16 protein-coding genes and 3 tRNA genes are annotated in these 18002 nt (G+C 41.7%); 10 read left to right on the top strand and 9 right to left on the bottom strand.

All coding sequences use genetic code 11. The features are described from left to right. Positions 1-2 precede the first annotated feature (2 nt). From GKD17_RS10665 to cbiD, 3 genes are read left to right on the top strand one after another with little or no spacing between them, the layout of a single operon-like run. Positions 3-1184, top strand: coding sequence for a bifunctional cobalt-precorrin-7 (C(5))-methyltransferase/cobalt-precorrin-6B (C(15))-methyltransferase (locus GKD17_RS10665; protein ID WP_007844222.1), 1182 nt, complete (start codon positions 3-5; stop codon positions 1182-1184). Positions 1185-1205: 21 nt separating this feature from the next. Next, positions 1206-3017, top strand: a complete 1812-nt coding sequence (cobM, locus tag GKD17_RS10660; RefSeq protein ID WP_007835737.1) for a precorrin-4 C(11)-methyltransferase — start codon at positions 1206-1208, stop codon at positions 3015-3017. A gap of 25 nt (positions 3018-3042) precedes the next feature. Further along, positions 3043-4839: a cobalt-precorrin-5B (C(1))-methyltransferase CbiD gene (gene cbiD, locus GKD17_RS10655; RefSeq protein ID WP_007835739.1), complete on the top strand. Its 1797-nt coding sequence runs from the start codon at positions 3043-3045 to the stop codon at positions 4837-4839. A gap of 18 nt (positions 4840-4857) precedes the next feature. Here the strand turns inward: cbiD and GKD17_RS10650 are convergent, their stop codons facing one another. Genes GKD17_RS10650 through GKD17_RS10640 form a run of 3 tightly spaced genes read right to left on the bottom strand, consistent with a single transcriptional unit; the run spans position 4858 to position 8080 of the window. After that, positions 4858-5877 carry an ABC transporter ATP-binding protein gene (locus GKD17_RS10650; protein ID WP_032936339.1) on the bottom strand — a complete coding sequence of 340 codons (1020 nt, stop codon included), beginning with the start codon at positions 5875-5877 and terminating at the stop codon, positions 4858-4860. 2 nt (positions 5878-5879) lie between these two features. Continuing rightward, the gene (locus tag GKD17_RS10645) at positions 5880-6917 is read right to left on the bottom strand and encodes an iron ABC transporter permease (RefSeq protein ID WP_005853279.1); all 1038 of its coding nucleotides are present in this window, start codon (positions 6915-6917) and stop codon (positions 5880-5882) included. Between the two features lie 11 nt (positions 6918-6928). Beyond that, complete coding sequence (locus tag GKD17_RS10640; RefSeq protein WP_007835758.1) at positions 6929-8080, bottom strand: ABC transporter substrate-binding protein; 1152 nt, start codon at positions 8078-8080, stop codon at positions 6929-6931. A gap of 103 nt (positions 8081-8183) precedes the next feature. Here GKD17_RS10640 and GKD17_RS10635 point away from each other — a divergent pair, with 103 nt between their 5' ends. Continuing rightward, positions 8184-8912 carry a precorrin-2 C(20)-methyltransferase gene (locus GKD17_RS10635; protein ID WP_007844208.1) on the top strand — a complete coding sequence of 243 codons (729 nt, stop codon included), beginning with the start codon at positions 8184-8186 and terminating at the stop codon, positions 8910-8912. Here GKD17_RS10635 and GKD17_RS10630 read toward each other — a convergent pair. Together GKD17_RS10630 and GKD17_RS10625 are read right to left on the bottom strand one after the other, a co-directional pair. Further along, a complete protein-coding gene (locus GKD17_RS10630; RefSeq protein WP_007844200.1) occupies positions 8875-9288 on the bottom strand; it encodes a hypothetical protein in 414 nt (137 codons plus the stop codon). The genes GKD17_RS10635 and GKD17_RS10630 overlap by 38 nt on opposite strands. Positions 9289-9386: 98 nt before the next feature. Next, on the bottom strand, positions 9387-10826 hold the full coding sequence (locus tag GKD17_RS10625; protein ID WP_007835760.1) for a tagaturonate reductase: 1440 nt from the start codon (positions 10824-10826) through the stop codon (positions 9387-9389). Between the two features lie 325 nt (positions 10827-11151). Here GKD17_RS10625 and uxaC point away from each other — a divergent pair, with 325 nt between their 5' ends. Continuing rightward, entirely contained in the window at positions 11152-12558 is a 1407-nt protein-coding gene (uxaC, locus tag GKD17_RS10620) for a glucuronate isomerase (RefSeq protein WP_007835761.1), read from the top strand. Between the two features lie 88 nt (positions 12559-12646). Here the strand turns inward: uxaC and GKD17_RS10615 are convergent, their stop codons facing one another. Further along, on the bottom strand, positions 12647-13846 hold the full coding sequence (locus GKD17_RS10615; RefSeq protein WP_007835763.1) for a peroxiredoxin family protein: 1200 nt from the start codon (positions 13844-13846) through the stop codon (positions 12647-12649). Between the two features lie 181 nt (positions 13847-14027). Between GKD17_RS10615 and GKD17_RS10610 the strand changes: the two genes are divergently transcribed. From GKD17_RS10610 to GKD17_RS10590, 5 genes are all read left to right on the top strand, one after another. Beyond that, positions 14028-14990, top strand: coding sequence for a winged helix-turn-helix domain-containing protein (locus GKD17_RS10610; RefSeq protein ID WP_007835765.1), 963 nt, complete (start codon positions 14028-14030; stop codon positions 14988-14990). Between the two features lie 153 nt (positions 14991-15143). Then, entirely contained in the window at positions 15144-15947 is an 804-nt protein-coding gene (locus GKD17_RS10605; RefSeq protein WP_007835774.1) for an MBL fold metallo-hydrolase, read from the top strand. Between the two features lie 88 nt (positions 15948-16035). Then, positions 16036-16108, top strand: a tRNA-Lys gene (locus tag GKD17_RS10600). A gap of 25 nt (positions 16109-16133) precedes the next feature. Beyond that, a tRNA-Lys gene (locus GKD17_RS10595) sits at positions 16134-16206 on the top strand. A 21-nt stretch (positions 16207-16227) separates the two neighbouring features. Next, a tRNA-Lys gene (locus GKD17_RS10590) sits at positions 16228-16300 on the top strand. Positions 16301-16435: 135 nt separating this feature from the next. Here the strand turns inward: GKD17_RS10590 and GKD17_RS10585 are convergent. From GKD17_RS10585 to GKD17_RS10575, 3 genes are all read right to left on the bottom strand, one after another. Then, a complete protein-coding gene (locus GKD17_RS10585) occupies positions 16436-16654 on the bottom strand; it encodes a hypothetical protein (RefSeq protein WP_007835775.1) in 219 nt (72 codons plus the stop codon). A gap of 460 nt (positions 16655-17114) precedes the next feature. Next, positions 17115-17699, bottom strand: coding sequence for a DUF6845 domain-containing protein (locus GKD17_RS10580; protein WP_007844193.1), 585 nt, complete (start codon positions 17697-17699; stop codon positions 17115-17117). 52 nt (positions 17700-17751) lie between these two features. Then, positions 17752-18000, bottom strand: coding sequence for a DUF6965 family protein (locus tag GKD17_RS10575; protein WP_007835778.1), 249 nt, complete (start codon positions 17998-18000; stop codon positions 17752-17754). Positions 18001-18002 lie beyond the last annotated feature (2 nt).

Here is an 18002-nt window from a genome sequence, read left to right as displayed (position 1 = left end):
CCATGCAAACATTCTATATAATAGGTATAAGCGATGACCGGAATCAATTTCTTTCTCCTGAAATCCGGAACTTGGTTTCTCAAGGGAAAGTCTTCTCGGGAGGAAAACGTCATCATGAATTGGTACACGCTTATTTGCCGGAAGATGCCGTATGGATAGACATCACCGTCCCGCTGGATGCGGTATTCTCCCGTTACGAGGAACATCCCGAAATAATTGTTTTCGCTTCAGGCGACCCGTTGTTTTTCGGCTTCGCCAATACCGTCATGAGAAAACTCCCGTCGGCAAAGATTATCTTATTCCCCACCTTCAACTCGCTGCAAATGCTGGCACACCGTATATTGCTCCCCTATCAGGAGATGCAGACCTTGTCGCTGACCGGACGTCCTTGGGATGCATTCGACTCTGCTTTAATCAGAGGAGATAAACTGATAGGCGTGTTGACCGACCGGGAAAAGACACCTGCCACCATTGCCGCCCGGATGCTGGAGTATGGATATGACAACTACCGCATGACCGTGGGGGAAGCATTAGGCAATGGCGAGGAAGAATCTGTACGTACATTCTCTTTAGAGGAAGCCTCCCAATCTGCTTTCCGCTTTCCCAATTGCCTGATACTGCAAAGAAACAAGGTGCATCCCCGTCCGTTCGGAATTCCCGAAAGTGAATTTCATTTGTTGAACGGACGCAACAAAATGATTACCAAAATGCCTGTCCGCTTGCTTACTCTCAGTATGCTGACATTAAGGGAAAAGAAATCATTCTGGGACATCGGTTTCTGCACCGGTTCCGTTTCCATAGAAGCCAAACTCCAATTTCCGGAGCTGAAAGTGACAGCATTCGAACAGCGTACGGAAGGTAAAGAGTTAATGGAACGCAACAGTCGTAAATTCGGCACGCCCGGCATTACAACCGTCATGGGTGATTTTCTGGAAACGGAACTCGGCGGGCTTCCCGCCCCCGATGCCGTATTTATAGGTGGTCATGGAGGAAAAATGATAGAGATTCTACAAAAAATCAAAGAAGTGCTGTTGCCTGACGGAGTCATTGTATTCAATTCGGTTTCGGAAGAGAGCAAGGCCCTGTTCACAAAAGGTATAACACAAATCAACAAGAAGGTAACACAGTGTACCCGTATTGCTGTGGATACCTTTAATCCGATAGAGATAATGAGAGCGGAATAAATGATTTAAAACAGATAACAAATGAAAGCAATCATACTGATATCAGAAGCCAGCCTGCCGTTGGCAAAAACACTACAAAGAGAGTTGCCGGATACCCTTATTTATACCAAAAACGAATGCGAAGGCTGTATTTCCATCACATCCTGCCATCGGTTCATAGAGGAGCATTTCAATGACTTCGACAGCATCATCTTTATTGGTGCCATGGGAATCTGTGTACGCAGCATTGCAGGATGCATAAAAAACAAATATAAAGATCCGGCAGTGGTCTGTGTGGACAGTACAGGGCGCTTTGTCATTTCAGTACTTTCCGGGCATGTGGGGGGAGCCAATGAACTGACCCGCCATATTGCCGCCATTACAGGAGGAGAAGCTGTGATTACCACCCAAAGTGACAATGCCGGGTTATGGGCACTGGATACGCTAGCTGAAAAATATGACTGGAAAATAACTGTTCCTCATGCAGAAATGAACAGACTGGTCACACTTTTTGTCAACCGGGAACCAACGGTGCTGCTGCTCGATATAAAGGATAAAGGTACGGAGTATCTGGAACGCACACTTCCCGCACACGTAAAAGTGTTCTATCATTTCGAAGACATACCCCAATCGGAATTCAAGTTGATTATTGCTGTTACACCTTATATATATAGTGCGGAGATTCCCATGCTCTGCTTCCATCCCGCTGTCCTCCACTTGGGAATAGGTTGCCGGAAACAATGCGATCCTTCGGGCATTGCGGAATACATAGAAGCCGTGATGCACAGACAAGGTTTGTGTCCGTTCTCTCTCGCCTCCCTCAATACCATCGAACTGAAAAAAGACGAGCCTCTGCTGGAAATCCTCCACCGGCGATGGGCCGATACGGAAACCCATATTTATCCTGCGGAAGAACTGAAAGATATCACAGTCCCCCATCCGTCTGAAAAGGCATTCGAAGTGACAGGCGTCTATGGAGTGGCCGAAAGCACAGCCTTGAAAAGCAGCGGTGAAGGAACACTTGTATTGGAAAAACAAAAGGGCATGCTGACAGAAGGAAATCACTTCACTTTTGCCATAGCCATCAGTGCGACAGCCATGCGTGGCGGACATATAGAGATCGTGGGTGCAGGTCCCGGTGATCCCGAACTGATTTCGGTACGCGGAAAACGAATGTTGGAGAAAGCGGACCTTGTTCTGTATGCCGGAAGTCTTGTTCCCCGCGAATTGACCTTTTATGCTAAAGAAGGAGCGACTGTACGCAGTTCCGCCAGTATGGATTTGGAGGAACAGTTCGCCTTGATGAAAAAGTTTTATGATAAAGGATTGTTTATTGTACGCTTGCACACGGGAGACCCTTGCATTTATGGAGCCATCCAGGAACAAATGGCTTTCTTCGACCGCTACAAGATGAGTTATCATATCACTCCGGGGATCTCCTCGTTCCAAGCGGCTGCGGCAGCATTGAGGTCACAGTTTACCATCCCTGAAAAAGTACAAAGTATAATCCTCACCCGTGGGGAAGGCCGTACTCCGATGCCCAAAAAAGAACAATTACATAAATTGGCGCAATCGCAAAGTACAATGTGCATTTATTTAAGTGCGGGCATTGTGGAACAGGTACAGGAAGAGCTGATGCAGGCATACCCTCCCGAAACTCCGGTTGCCGCCTGTTATAAGCTGACTTGGAAAGAAGAAAAGATTTATCGCGGAGAGTTGAAGGATTTGGCTAAGATAGTACGTGACAATAACCTGACGCAGACTACCTTATTGGTAGTAGGCGAAGCAATAGACAACCGGAAAGGTCTGTCCCGGCTCTATGCGCACGAGTTCAAACACTTGTTCAGAAAGTAAAAAAAGAATCATTCACATCCAGCCTATGATACTGATTTTAGGAGGAACCACCGAAGGACGCACCGCCGTGAAAGTTGCCGATGAAGCCGGAAAGCCCTACTTCTACTCTACCAAAGGAGAATGGCAGGAGATACAATGCAAGCACGGCATCCGTATCACCGGAGGAATGAACACGGAGAAAATGGAAAGTTTCTGCCGCCAAAACGACATCCGTTTATTGGTGGATGCTGCCCACCCGTTTGCCTCCCAACTCCACCGGACTGTGGATGAAACAAGCCGGACACTACATCTTCCTGTCATACGTTTTGAAAGGAAGTATCCTCCACGCACCGAAAACATCATCTGGTGTGAAGACTATACAGATGCCATTTACCAGTTAGAGAAAGCAGGAACCGATCATCTGCTGGCACTGACCGGAGTACAGACCATCGGGAAGTTACGCCCTTATTGGGAGAAACATACCTGTTGGTTCCGCGTACTGGAACGGGAAACTTCCATCACATTAGCCCAAGAACAAGGCTTCCCGAAAGGAAATCTGGTATTCTATCATGCCGGAGAATCCGAAGCTCTTTTATTAGAGACACTACATCCACAAGCCATTCTGACCAAGGAAAGCGGAGAATCCGGAGGATTTTCGGAGAAAGTGAAAGCGGCACAGGCTGCAAAAATCCCGGTCTTTGCTATAAAACGCCCTCCCCTTCCCCGGCATTTCATGATCGTTACCGGTGAATATGGATTGAGAAAACAGATAGAAAAGAACATCCCTGCTTTTTACCCGTTGAGAAGCGGCTATACCACAGGGGCCTGCGCTACTGCAGCTGCAAAAGCAGCATTGACGGCTCTGATTTTAGGGGAAGAACAGAAAATGATATCCTTCCGCCTTCCCGATGACGAGGAAATGACCTTACCGGTATCCCATACAGAAATAGAAAAGAACAGTGCCACCTGCACCGTTGTTAAAGATGCGGGAGATGATCCGGATGTCACTCACGGCGCATCCATTGTGGTAACGGTAAGTTTTAGCAATCACCCGGACATCCGTTTCCTGCAAGGTGAAGGAGTGGGACGAGTCACCCTTCCGGGGCTGGGATTGGAAATCGGGGAACCCGCCATCAATCGCATCCCCCGACAAATGATAATGAAAGAATTATCGGCGCTTTATGATAAAGGGCTGGATATTACCATTTCCGTTCCCGGAGGAAAAGAGTTGGCACAACGTACTTTCAATCCTAAACTAGGAATTGTGGATGGCATTTCCATAATTGGAACTTCGGGCATTGTCCGTCCTTTTTCTTCAGAAGCTTTTGTCGAGGCTATCCGCAGGGAAGTGGAGGTTTGTGTGGCTGTGGGCTCATCCAGACTCATCATTAATTCGGGAGCAAAAAGCGAACGTTTTGTGAAGAAGGAGTATCCGGGGTTACCTGCTCAGGCTTTTGTACATTATGGAAATTTTATCGGGGAGACACTCAAGATAGCTGCCAAGCTTAAGGTTCCATTGGTTACTTTAGGCATTATGATAGGCAAAGCGGTGAAACTGGCCGAAGGAAATCTGGACACACATAGTAAGAAAGTAGTGATGAATAAAGAATTCCTAAAACAAGTGGCAATGGAAGCCGGATGCTCTCCGGATGTTGAAAGCATGATAGAAAGGTTGACATTAGCCCGTGAATTATGGACATTGCTGTCTGAAGAAGACTGCGGAAAGTTCTTTCCGTGTTTGTTGGAACATTGTTTTGCACATTGCGTCCCCTTGTTGCCCGAAGGAAAATTAACAATCCTCTTGATTGATGAAGAAGGGAATATTCCTTTCAGGATACAATAACTGATTATTTAAACGCTGCTAAACGGAAGCTAATATAGCAGTGACTTGTTCTAACAATTCCTCTATGGTATCTACCTTTATCGTCCTCCCGGCTACCGGGTGGATAATATATCCATTGGTAGTCATATCTCCCGTTTCAATATAAAAATCGGACTCAACACGCCGGCTTGCCAGAATACCATTCCGCTGCAAAGCTTTCCGTACCATCGCATACTTATTCCCATGTCCCACCAGACGGACTTCTTTTTCAAACTCATTGTCAATGCGGAACAGTCCGGTTTCCATATCAAAAACAATACCCTTACGAGAGAAAAAATTACTCAGGCATCCGTCTATGGAAAGATCTTCAGGAGTTCCTATAGTCACTCCATTGGCTTTATCCATCAGCCAAATCTTATCAGCAATCTGCAAAGCTAACTCTAAATCATGGGTGGAAAGAAAAATCGTCTTGTTGGTAGAACGTGACAAATGATGAAGCAATTGCATAATCTCCACTTTACTGGGGAAATCAAGAAAAGCAGTCGGCTCATCCAGAAAAATCACCGGGGTTTCCTGTGCCAACGCCTTTGCGATCATTACTTTCTGACGCTCACCGTCACTCAAAGTATGTACCATCCGGTATTTCAAATCCTCAATCCTTACCAACGCAATGGCATCGTTTACTGTTTTCTTGTCCTCCTTGCTTAAATTTCCCCAGAAACCGGTATAAGGACTGCGCCCCATACCCACCAGTTCTTCTACGGTCATGTTCCGCAGGCTGCATTTTTCGGTCAATACCACTCCGATAACTGTCGCCAACTGTTTATCGGTGTAATCCGTCAGTTTCTTTCCCATTATTTCTATCTCTCCTCCTACAGCCGGCTGAAAGGCAGACAAAGTACGCAATAAAGTAGATTTCCCTACTCCATTCGCACCCAAAAGACAAGTCAGTTCCCCACTGCGGATAGTAGCATCAATGTCCTTCGCTACAATCTTGGTCCCCCCCTTACCGGGGTAACCGGTAGTCAGTTTCCGAATATGTATAGTTTCTTGATTCATCATTACTCATTCATTTCATTGCGACGTTTATTGAATAAAACCGACATCACTACCGGAGCGCCTACCAAAGCCGTCACCGAATTTACCGGCAATGCACCTTCGAAACCGGGCATACGGGCAATCAAATTACATACCAATGCCAATGACGCACCTGCCAGTAAAGAAGCAGGCATCAGAATACGATGATCGGATGTGCGGAACATTCCCCTGCAAAGATGCGGAACGGCCAGCCCCAGAAAAATAATCGGACCGCAATATGCGGTAACAATAGCTACCAATACTCCCGAACAAGTAATGACAAGCAGACGGGCACGTTTTATATTCAATCCGAGATTCCGTGCGTATGCATCTCCCAGCAACAAAAGATTCAATGTTTTCACAAGCAGGAAGGAAAGTGGCAACAATACCACCATGATACATATAAATAAAGTCATCTGATCTCCCGATACACGGGCAAAACTTCCCAGCCCCCAAATGACATATGCACGAATATCCTCCTCCACACTGAAAAATTTCAGCACACCGATCACCGCATTGGCTATATAACCAATCATCACACCGATAATCAGCAAAGTAACATTGCCCCTTACTTTTTGGGAAACGAAAACAATAAGTGCCATAATGGAAAGTGAACCTGCAATAGCTGCTATGGTAAGGGCTATTTCCCCCATAAAGCCTAGCTTGCTCAAAGCAACGCCACCCAAACTACCCGAAAGAAGCACCACAAAAGCAACTCCCATACTGGCTCCCGAACTGATGCCCAGTACCGACGGACCGGCCAAAGGATTGCGAAAAACAGTCTGCATCTGTAAACCGCTGACAGAGAGCCCCGCCCCCGCCACCAATGCGGTAAGCGCCTGTGGTACCCGTGATTTCCAAATAATATTTTGCCAGATAACAGACTCATTCCCTGTTCCCCAAAGGATATTCCACACAGCACGAAGCGGTATGGAAACAGAACCTAATACCAGATTCAGGAAGAAAAACAAAAAAATAGAAGCCATAATTAACAGCATATAAAATGCAACAGGTCGTTTCATATACTATTTTTCTATTTAAGCAATTCATAATATCCCGGTTGGTGGCCGGACAAAAGCTGCGGATGAAAGATTTGAATCAAATCTGCCAAAACAACTTCCGGTTCTGTAGGCATACTCTCATAAAAAGGTTTTTCACGCATGTTACAATAAATCACCCCTTTCTCTTTGTATGCTTTAAAATCAACATAACGGGCATCTTCTTCTTTCAACGTGTTATAAGAAAATTTTCCTTGATAGCTATTCACAATACGCCAATAATCGGCACCGGCCGCTTGGCTGTAGACTGTTTCAAAATCGAGGGTGACCCCTCCAGACCGTTCATCGTCTTTCAAAAAATAATCGGCACCGGCATCTTTAAACAATTGTGCGAGAAAACTCCTCCCTCCTACAGCATACCAATTGCCGCCCCGCAATTCCCCACTGAATACTACCGGGCGTTTTGTCACCCGGCCGGTCAGTTCCTTCAGCTCGTTATATCTTTTCTTAATAGCGGCAAACTGCTCATTAGCTTTATCTTCTTTTCCCAATAACAAGCCCACAAACTTTATCCATTCAGCCTGTCCCAAAGGAGTCATTTCCTTATATCCCAAATGCGGCATCAAAGGAATGCCTACCTCTTTCAAAGCATCGTATCCCCCTCGTTTAAAAGGAGAGATCAAAATCAAATCCGGGTTTACACTCATAATCACCTCATTATCGAAATTCCCTTCAATACCTATCTTATGAATGCTTCCTTCTTTCAAACGATCATTTATTTTCTTGTTAAACAAATGGCGTGTACTGGTGATACCCACCACTGCATCCAGCTCTTCCAACTTGATAAAATTGGAAAGTTGCAGGGAAGTCATGCAGATAACGCTTCGTATGGGAGTTTCAATAACTGTATAATCCGCAGGTATGTTTTCCGCTTCCACACCTCTTGGCACCAAAGCATAATGAAAAGACTGACTTTCTTTATTCTGAGGGTCCTGAATGTCAAGCAGACAAGCCTGATCCGTATAAGTTATTTTAAACCCTTGGGCATATTCCGGAATAATCTTCACAATAGAAGAATCTGTCAATGTCTTATGTTCCAAATTCCCGGAACCCTGTTTGTGCTTACTTTGGCAGGCTGTAACAGTCAATAATAACAAGAGCCCCGAAGCCAATATTAGTTTTTTCATGTTCTTTTCTGTTTTTCAGCCAACAAAGGTAATCAATTCTCTTGCTTTATACAGAATTTTTCAGCACTTTTGCGTGCTTAAAAACTGTAAATACCCACAAAAGATGAGTCATCCGATCTATTTTGTTTCTTTAGGACCCGGTGATGCCGAACTGATTACATTAAAATCATTGCATGCTTTACAACAAGCAGACATAATATATTGTCCATCAACGGTTCGGGAACCAGATAAAATTTTGTCACGTGCCGCCACCCTGTTACATAAGCTAGACATCAAAGGAGATATACACCTATTCTCACTCCCGATGAGCAAAGACAGGACAAAAGCAATCAAAGTCTATCGGCAACTTTTCGAAAAAATGAGGCTGGAACAAAAAGCAGGAAAACGGTTGGCGGTAGCAGTAGAAGGCGATGCGGGAATTTACGCCTCCGTTCACTATGTACTGGATCTCCTCGAAGAAAATGGAATCCCCGTAGAGCAACTTCCCGGTATTCCTTCATTCATCGCTGCGGAAGCTGCCGCAAAACTACATCTCATCAGCCAAAAAGAAAGACTGGTCATTATTCCGGGCAATATTACTTCGGATGAACTGGACATGTATCTTAGCCATCATCATGTGCCGGTTATCATGAAATTATCTCAATGTGCGGATATAGTACAGGATTACATGGAGTCCCACCCCCAATACAGTTATCATTATTTTGAAAATATATCGACAGCCGAAGAATATCATTCTTCCCATCAGGCGGAACTGAAAAGAAGAGTATTTCCTTATTTTTCCCTAATGATCATCTTTAACGAACAGATACGGAAGGACAATAGTTCAAAATAGCGTTCAGAATACCTTCAATATTTACATCATCTTTCTTGATAACTAAAAAATTGTGGTACATTCCTTCTTTCCGGTAACGGATCACAATCGACTTGAGTTTACCAGACTTTGTGTACTCCTTTTCTATCTCTGTGATGTTTTGCAAAGGAAAAACATGCTGAGGCTTCATCCCTCTTATAGCTAAGGTAAAAGAATCAGGAGTAATAGTATAAACAGACAATAACCTTACCCCCATTATCAGCAGAGAAGGAGTCAAGACCAGCAAAGATGCATATCTTCCATGCGCTATAAAAAGGCATGTACACGCCACCAACATAATAGCAATAACCGTCCAAACCCATAAAGGATAGCTGGGTCTGAATTCTTGTTTCTCCATAGGCCACATCTATTTTGTATAGTTACAAAAATAGGGAGATTCAGTTTAATAACCCAAATCTCCCTCAAGGAATTTATAAACTATTTCTAACAATTAATCTAGAGAATACCCTTTACTGTTTCCAGCATACCCTTTTCTTGAATAGAGTCAAGATCAGCTTTCACAGCTGCGGTCAAACCCGGAATGTTGTTCAAGTTCTCACCCCAAATAGATTCTGCAGCCAACACGCCTTCCGCCACTTTCTGAGTGCAGCCTGTAGCCCAAAGTTCTTTCAGCAGATTCATGATTTCAGGAGCATCGTTCGGAACAATCTCAGCACCGTCAGCACGAACACCACCTTTATAATAAGTGATGATAGCCGCCAGTCCCAATACCAAGCCTTTAGGCAACTCACCCTTACGTTCCAGATAAACTTTCAAACCCGGGAGGTCGCGAGTCTCATATTTAGGAAATGAATTCAGCATGATAGAAGTCACCTGGTGATCAACAAACGGATTGTTGAAACGCTCCAAAACATCTTCCGCAAACTTCTTCAATTCTTCTTTCGGCAGGTTCAGGGTTTCCATCAACTCATCGAACATAACTTTATGAATGTATTTACCTACCACTTCATGCTCGCAAGCCTCGCGCACAATGTTGATTCCAGACAGATAGGCTACCGGAGACAGCACTGTGTGAGGACCGTTCAACAAAGTAACTTTTCTTTCGTGATAAGGAGCTTCAGACGGAACAAACAATACATTCAAACCGGCCTTGTCGGCAGGGAATTCCTTGGCGATCTCCTGCGGAGCTTCAATTACCCACAAATGGAAGATTTCTGCCTGTACCACCAGATTGTCATCATACTGCAATTTTTCTTTAATAGCAGCGATATCTTTGCGGGGGAATCCCGGTACAATACGGTCTACCAAAGTAGCGTAGACACCACAAGCTTCCTCAAACCATTGCTTGAAGTCTTCACCCAGGTTCCACAATTCAATATATTGATAGATGGTTTCTTTCAGTTTATGACCGTTCAGGAAAATCAATTCGCAAGGGAAGATTATTAAACCTTTGCTCTTATCGCCATTGAACGTTTTATAACGGTGATACAACAACTGAGTCAGTTTGCCCGGATAAGATGAAGCAGGGGCATCATCCAGCTTGCAGGCAGGATCAAAAGCGATACCGGCCTCTGTCGTATTAGAGATAACAAAACGCATTTCCGGCTGTTCCGCCAATTTCATAAATTCATCATTCTGAGAATAAGGATTCAAAGCACGGCTGATCACATCAATTTTTGTCAGGCTGTTTACCACCTGTCCCTTATCCAAACCTTGCAAGTTTACATGATACAGACAATCTTGTGCGTTCAACATGTCAACCATGCCTTTTTCAATAGGTTGAACCACCACCACACTGCTGTTGAAATCAGTTTTTTCGTTCATGTTGTAGATAATCCAATCCACAAACGCACGAAGAAAGTTACCCTCACCAAATTGAATGATTCTTTCGGGACGTTGAGTCTTTGCTGCTGTCTCCTTGTTTAATGCTTTCATATTTTTAATTATATTATGTGTTTATCCATACCTGTACTTATCGAAGACGAATCAGATTTTATTGTGTACTCATAGTATTCATGCTTTCTCTTAAACGGTAATATATATTTAAGTTTTTATATATCATCATTGATCCAAGCATTTAAAATCTTTAAATCTTCGCCGCAAAGATACAAATAATTTTGTTATTCCAAATAAAATTTCTACTTTCGTGTTCGATAACGGTTAATAAATCTAAAGAGATGCTCTTTGACATCTTTTTTAGAATGAGTTTTTACTGAAAGTCAAAATAAACAACAATTATATAGATATAAAAAGACTACTTATGAAAAACTTTATGGATGAAAACTTCCTGCTTCAGACAGAAACTGCGCAGAAGTTGTATCATGAACATGCGGCTAAAATGCCTATTATCGATTACCACTGCCACCTGATTCCCCAGATGGTTGCTGACGACTATCAGTTTAAGTCACTGACAGAAATCTGGTTGGGTGGAGACCACTATAAATGGCGTGCCATGCGTACCAACGGTGTGGACGAGCGTTATTGTACCGGTAAAGACACCACAGACTGGGAAAAATTCGAAAAATGGGCGGAAACAGTTCCTTATACCTTCCGCAACCCATTATACCATTGGACTCATTTGGAATTGAAAACCGCATTTGGAATCAATAAAGTATTGAATCCGAAAACAGCCCGCGAGATTTTTGATGAATGTAATGAAAAGCTTGCCAAACCGGAATACTCCGCACGAGGCATGATGCGTCGTTATCATGTGGAAACCGTTTGTACAACCGATGATCCAGTAGATTCATTGGAATATCACATCAAAACCCGTGAAAGCGGATTCGAAATTAAAATGCTTCCCACTTGGCGTCCAGACAAGGCTATGGCAGTAGAAGTTCCTGCTGATTTCCGTGCTTATATGGAAAAATTGTCTGCTGTAAGCGGTGTCACGATCTCTTCTTTCGATGACATGGTAACTGCTTTGCGGAAACGTCATGACTTCTTTGCTGAACAAGGTTGTAAATTGTCTGACCACGGAATTGAAGAGTTTTATGCTGAAGACTATACTGATGCTGAAATCAATGCTATATTTAATAAAGTATATGGTGGTACAGAACTGACCAAGGAAGAAATTCTGAAATTCAAATCAGCCATGCTGATCGTATTTGGGGAAATGGATTGGGAAAAAGGCTGGACCCAGCAGTTCCACTATGGAGCAATCCGCAACAACAACACCAAGATGTTCAAACTTCTGGGACCTGATACTGGTTTCGATTCAATCGGTGAGTTTACCACCGCCAAAGCGATGGCAAAATTCCTTGACCGCCTGAATACAGAAGGAAAACTGGCCAAAACTATCCTTTACAACTTGAATCCTTGCGCCAATGAAGTAATTGCTACCATGTTAGGCAACTTCCAGGACGGTACAATTCCAGGCAAAATTCAATTCGGTTCTGGATGGTGGTTCCTCGATCAGAAAGACGGTATGGAAAAACAGATGAACGCACTGTCATTGTTAGGCTTGTTGAGCCGCTTCGTAGGTATGCTGACAGATTCTCGTTCATTCCTGTCTTATCCGCGTCACGAATATTTCCGTCGTACTTTGTGCAACTTGCTGGGTAATGATGTGGAAAACGGCGAAATCCCTGCTTGCGAAATAGAACGCGTCAATCAGATGGTGGAAGATATCTGCTATAATAATGCCAAGAAGTTCTTCCAATTTTGACAACCGTCAGAGTGCTGAATATAAATAAATGAGGATGGAACAAATGTGTCTGCAAAAGTTTTCACTTTTTGTTCCATCCTCATTCCAGTTATAGCAATTCTTCTATAGCCTCCGTTATTTCCTTGTCGGTCTTTCCCATGCCATATCCTCGAATGACTTTCCGTATAATCCGTTCTTTATCCAAAATAAAAAAGTACGGAGCCGCCCCACCCGTCCGGTAATCTTCTATCACTTTATCATCTCCATCCAAAAACATATAATTCAATTCCTTTCTCTTTGCATAATTCTGAAGTGAATGCATCCGGCTCCAACTTTCAATGGCTACCAATTCAAAATCTTCTTCTTGGTACTTTCTTTTCAGTTCTTTCAGAAAAGGGATAGAAGCCTGGCAAGCTCCGCAACCTATTCCTGTTATATTTACCAAGATGACCTTACTTTTCAAATCACTCAATGACACGGGACTCTCCTTTATATCATTCAATGTCCATTCTGGTGCTTTCTTACCCGTCAGATTAGCGGCCATATTCCTGGAAGGAACGCCATAATCATATTTTTTTGTTTCATAACCTTGCGGAACATAATCGAAAACATCAAACCTGTCAATTGTTTCTTTGTTTATTTCCACATTACAGCAAGTTTCCACCGATATATTATGGGACATCGCTCTCCGTTTCTTATAAGGCAAACCATTCGACTTGTGAATCCACAGTTCATAAATAGAGGTCGGCTCTACATAAAAAGGAGGTGGAGGCATGTGATAAGCTTTACCAAAGAACTCCACTTGTGTATTTTCGTTTATGACAAGTTTAAAATGAAAATAATCCCCACAGTCTTCCAATGTGGTGGCTATGCTGTCTTCTGTTTCCAAAGCATACCTGACAATATTTTTGCAATAATTAAAGAAAGGTGGGGACAACGGTCTGACAGGTAACGGCCTGGTGGTAAAATTATCGATTTTTATTTCCTTGACAGCATGATTCACCAACACACGTACTTCACCATTATAACCGAATTGGAACTCTTTACCATCATCTGTTCCCAAATTCACAAAACTTGCCCCTATCGTAGAATCTGCCGGATTATCGAACTCTTTCACCATATATTTTCTAATACTGGAAGGAATTGTATCACCAGGATTCCAGACTTCGCCCTCTACTTTATACGTTGCTGACTTAATCTGCTCTAAATTATCCAACACCTTTTTCAAATACTCTCTCTTGTCATCTTGGCCATTCACCACATACACCGGCAATAACAAGAGAAAAAATAAAACAGCTTTTGTTCTCATACGTTTCTTGCTTTTATTGATTCGCAAAATATTTTGTTGACGCAAAGAAGAAGAAAAGCCTGTATCTCTGCAAAATATTTATCTGAACTCTTTCTGAATTTTCTCCTTTTTCAGAAAAAGATCAGATAAAACACCTGTTTTTTCCTTAACGTTATTTACTTTTGCATTCAAAATTCATACGATGAAAAGGGCAAAAACACACATTATCTTATTTATGGCAGTCACCACCACCGTTCTATATACTGTTTATATCGCTTTTCATAATAGTACCGAACGAGTAAACACCCAAATAGACCACGCTTTCAAATCCGCCATTACGGAAGATTACAATGAAAGACTTTCCTATATCAGCTATTATCATCCCGAACCTACAAACTGGGATATAAAGATGTATACTATCGCTCCCAGCCTACATCAAAAAGTAAAAAGCTACACCATAAGAACCAGACAAGGAAAAACAATCTATACCTTTAAAGACAGCCTGGACGAGCAGACCGCCAAACGTATGCTGAACCAATACATTCTATCCCAACTAAAACCCATAAAGCCCGATGAATTAAATGCAACCTTTAGAAAGATATTATCCGATCATGACATAACCGGCAGGACCGGAACTATTTATTATAACAAATCCATTTCCCAACACAGTGACCAAAGTTCTGCAATTCCCCGAACGGCATACAATACTCCCCGATACATAGTAGATATCACCCAAAACATCAAGGTACAAGCATGGGTAAACTATGACTTCAAAACCATTTTACGACACATAGACAACACTCTCTTTTGGCTCATCGGACAATTGATGATTCTTATTTTCATACTCATTTTTCTTAAAAAGGAAAAGGATACTCAAACACTCCTTACTCTTATGAACATAGACATGGAGAAACAAGAGTTGTATATAGGAAACAAAAAGTGCAACATTCAGAAATTAGACCTCACTTTACTAAATATGCTTTATGAAAAAGCAGGAACTTGCGTAAGTCGTGAAGAAATAAAAAAGAGTCTCTGGCCTACGGATGATAATGCCAATGAAAAAATAGATGCACACATCAAATCAATCCGGAAAGTTTTAAAAGAATTCCAAGAATATAAATTAATAACAGTCAGAGGAAAGGGTTATTATCTACGTATTCCATAATCCAGATTCCAGGCATTCTTTTAAAACAATATCCGCTAAATCATCTTTCTGAAAAAGCCTGTTTCTATTTTATTTCCTCCTTTTTTTATGTATATTTGCGGCTCTTTTAACACAAAAAACGTGGGGATTCACTAGAATTGGGAGAGCAACAAAATGAAAATCAAATTTATAAGTCTCGCAAGCGGAAGTAGCGGCAACTGCTATTTTCTCGGAACAGACAGATATGGCATATTGGTGGATGCAGGCATTGGCATCCGTACAATAAAAAAAACATTAAAAGAACTTGGAATCGGACTGGATATTATCCGGGCAGTATTCATAACACACGATCATGCCGACCACATCAAAGCAGTAGGGCATTTAGGAGAGAAATTTGGAATTCCTGTTTACTCTACTCCGGAAGTACATGCAGGAATCAACAAAAGTTATTGCATGACCGAGAAATTATCGACCTGCGTACACTACCTGCACAAAGGTGAGACAATGGAATTGGAAGATTTCGCAATTACTGCCTTTGAAGTGCCTCACGACGGAACTGACAATGTTGGCTATTGCATAAATATAGACGGTAAAATATTTTCTTTCCTTACTGACTTGGGGCATATCACTCCCACTGCCGCCGAATATATATGCAAAGCAAACTATTTGGTATTGGAAGCGAATTACGATGAAGAGATGTTGAAAATGGGACCTTATCCCCAATATTTAAAAGAACGTATTGCCGGGCCTAATGGACACATGAGTAACCGCGAAACCGCCGATTTTTTGGCAGAAAATATCAATGAAAGTCTTAAATATATTTGGCTTTGTCATCTTAGCAAAGACAATAATCACCCCGAACTGGCATATAAGACAGTAGAACTCTCACTACGAAACAAAGGGATTATCGTTGGCAAAGATGTGCAAGTCATTGCCTTAAAGCGGAATACGCCTTCAGATATTTATGAGTTTGAATAAATTTCGATGAAAAGGTGAAAAAATGATGCAAAATGTTGGATGTTTAAAAGAAAACACCTACCTTTGCAACCGCAAATCAGAAAAGAATGCACTCTTAGCTCAGTTGGTAGAGCAACTGACTCTTAATCAGTGGGTCCAGGGTTCGAATCCCTGAGGGTGTACAAAAGAAAAAATAGTTTGTATTTTGCACTCTTAGCTCAGCTGGTAGAGCAATTGACTCTTAATCAATGGGTCCAGGGTTCGAGTCCCTGAGGGTGTACGGAAAAATAGTTTGCATTTTGCACTCTTAGCTCAGTTGGTAGAGCAACTGACTCTTAATCAGTGGGTCCAGGGTTCGAATCCCTGAGGGTGTACGAAAGGAGTAACAAAAGTTATTCCTTTTTTGTTATAAGTCCATCAAACAAAAGCGGCTACCCCTCCCGGGCCACCGCTTTAAAATACAAATGAGCGTACAGCCATCAATGACTGCACAAGGAAAATCAGTTATCTTATATTTTTAATAATTCGCTAAGTCTGCTCAAAACTCCCATATCCAAATCCTTTAACTCAATAACATTTAATGTATCTGTAATATAAAGGTCATTGCCTAAAAATAAATATTTTGCATGGAATATCCTATTATTATAAGAGAAATCCAAAGCTATCTCTCTGTCATTCTTTTTATTGCATAATTCTTTAATTCTATTTATAACATACGATTTTTCCATAACAAATAATATTACAGCACTTTTTTACAATTAATCTGCTACAAAGATAAAAAACACCTTATTAAACTTCACATTATTTATAGAAAAGTTATGTGAAAGTTATTAACAATTTTATTAAATTCAACCCATTAAATGGACAATTAAAACAATATCAGCAATCCATCTGAGTTCTATTTATCCTATATACATACCCTTTTGGCTTTTTCATCATTATAGCATAAACTTAAACAATAGAAATCTACAAGCAAGCATCTCCTACCGGAATGTCAAGTTTCTCTAAAGGGGAACGTATAAAAGATATATCTAAAAATAGTTCTTGAACAGACTGAAAATATTTAAGAGAAAAAATCAAGAAGATTGGAAATGAAATAGCTTCCTTAACAACAAAGCAGAGAACAACAAGGATTTAATTCACATAATACAATCCAAACAGGCAACCTTCCAGCTGCCTGTTATACTTCTATTTATCTTTAACATCTCCCTTTATAGGAGTCAGAGTTATTTTAGCCCCCTCAACCATCGGAGTTAATATATCAAAAATAACCTGTTTGTATTCAGATAAAGCAATACTCAATAATAGCTCCTCTTTTCTTATTTTATCCGCCAAAGCATTATTATCCTTTTTATATGATTGATCCTGCATATACAGCCGGTAAGTCTTATAGTTCTCATAAAATGCAGAAATCGACCGGAACAAACGGCCATAATTTTCCTTCAGATTCTGACGGTCATTCTCGTTGAAGTAATTTCCCGGATTAGAAACAAACACTGTATCTTGAACAGAAACCACAGGCTGTGATACCACAGGCAGAGAATCTACCGGCATCTTCTGATCCAAGTAGCCCAGCACCGCTTTTATCTCATTCTCATTAACTAAGTCTTTCAAGATTTTCAATGAGGTATCATAATACTTCATCACTTCATTCGCATTCTCCACACTCATGCTACTGCTATCCATAACATGACTACTCTTGGAACCACCGGAACAAGAGGACATGGAGAGGGCGCAAAGAAATACACCATACAATAATAAATTCTTCTTCATACTGTCAGTATTAAATTATAATACCTTGATAACAATATGAAATGCTAATTGCTCACGCTCCTGCCCCGTTTTTTTCCAAATTGCTCTTAATTTTCTCTAACAAATAAAGACATCCCTGCATTTTAGGATTTTCGTAACATACATAGGCCTGCTCAAACAGCATATCTACCGTATCCTTTAAATTAGGAGTAAAAGCAGCCTTATCTATCTGCATTGTTGGAGGAAGTGATTGAGAATCAAACCATTTTTTCAACTCATTAACCTCCTCCTCAGTATATGTTCTCTTTCTTTCTTTCATCATAT

This window comes from Phocaeicola dorei (assembly GCF_013009555.1).
Classification (GTDB): Bacteria; Bacteroidota; Bacteroidia; order Bacteroidales; family Bacteroidaceae; genus Phocaeicola; species Phocaeicola dorei.
The sequence above is the reverse complement of the archived record's forward strand: the minus strand, read 5'-3'. Positions and strand labels throughout refer to the sequence as shown.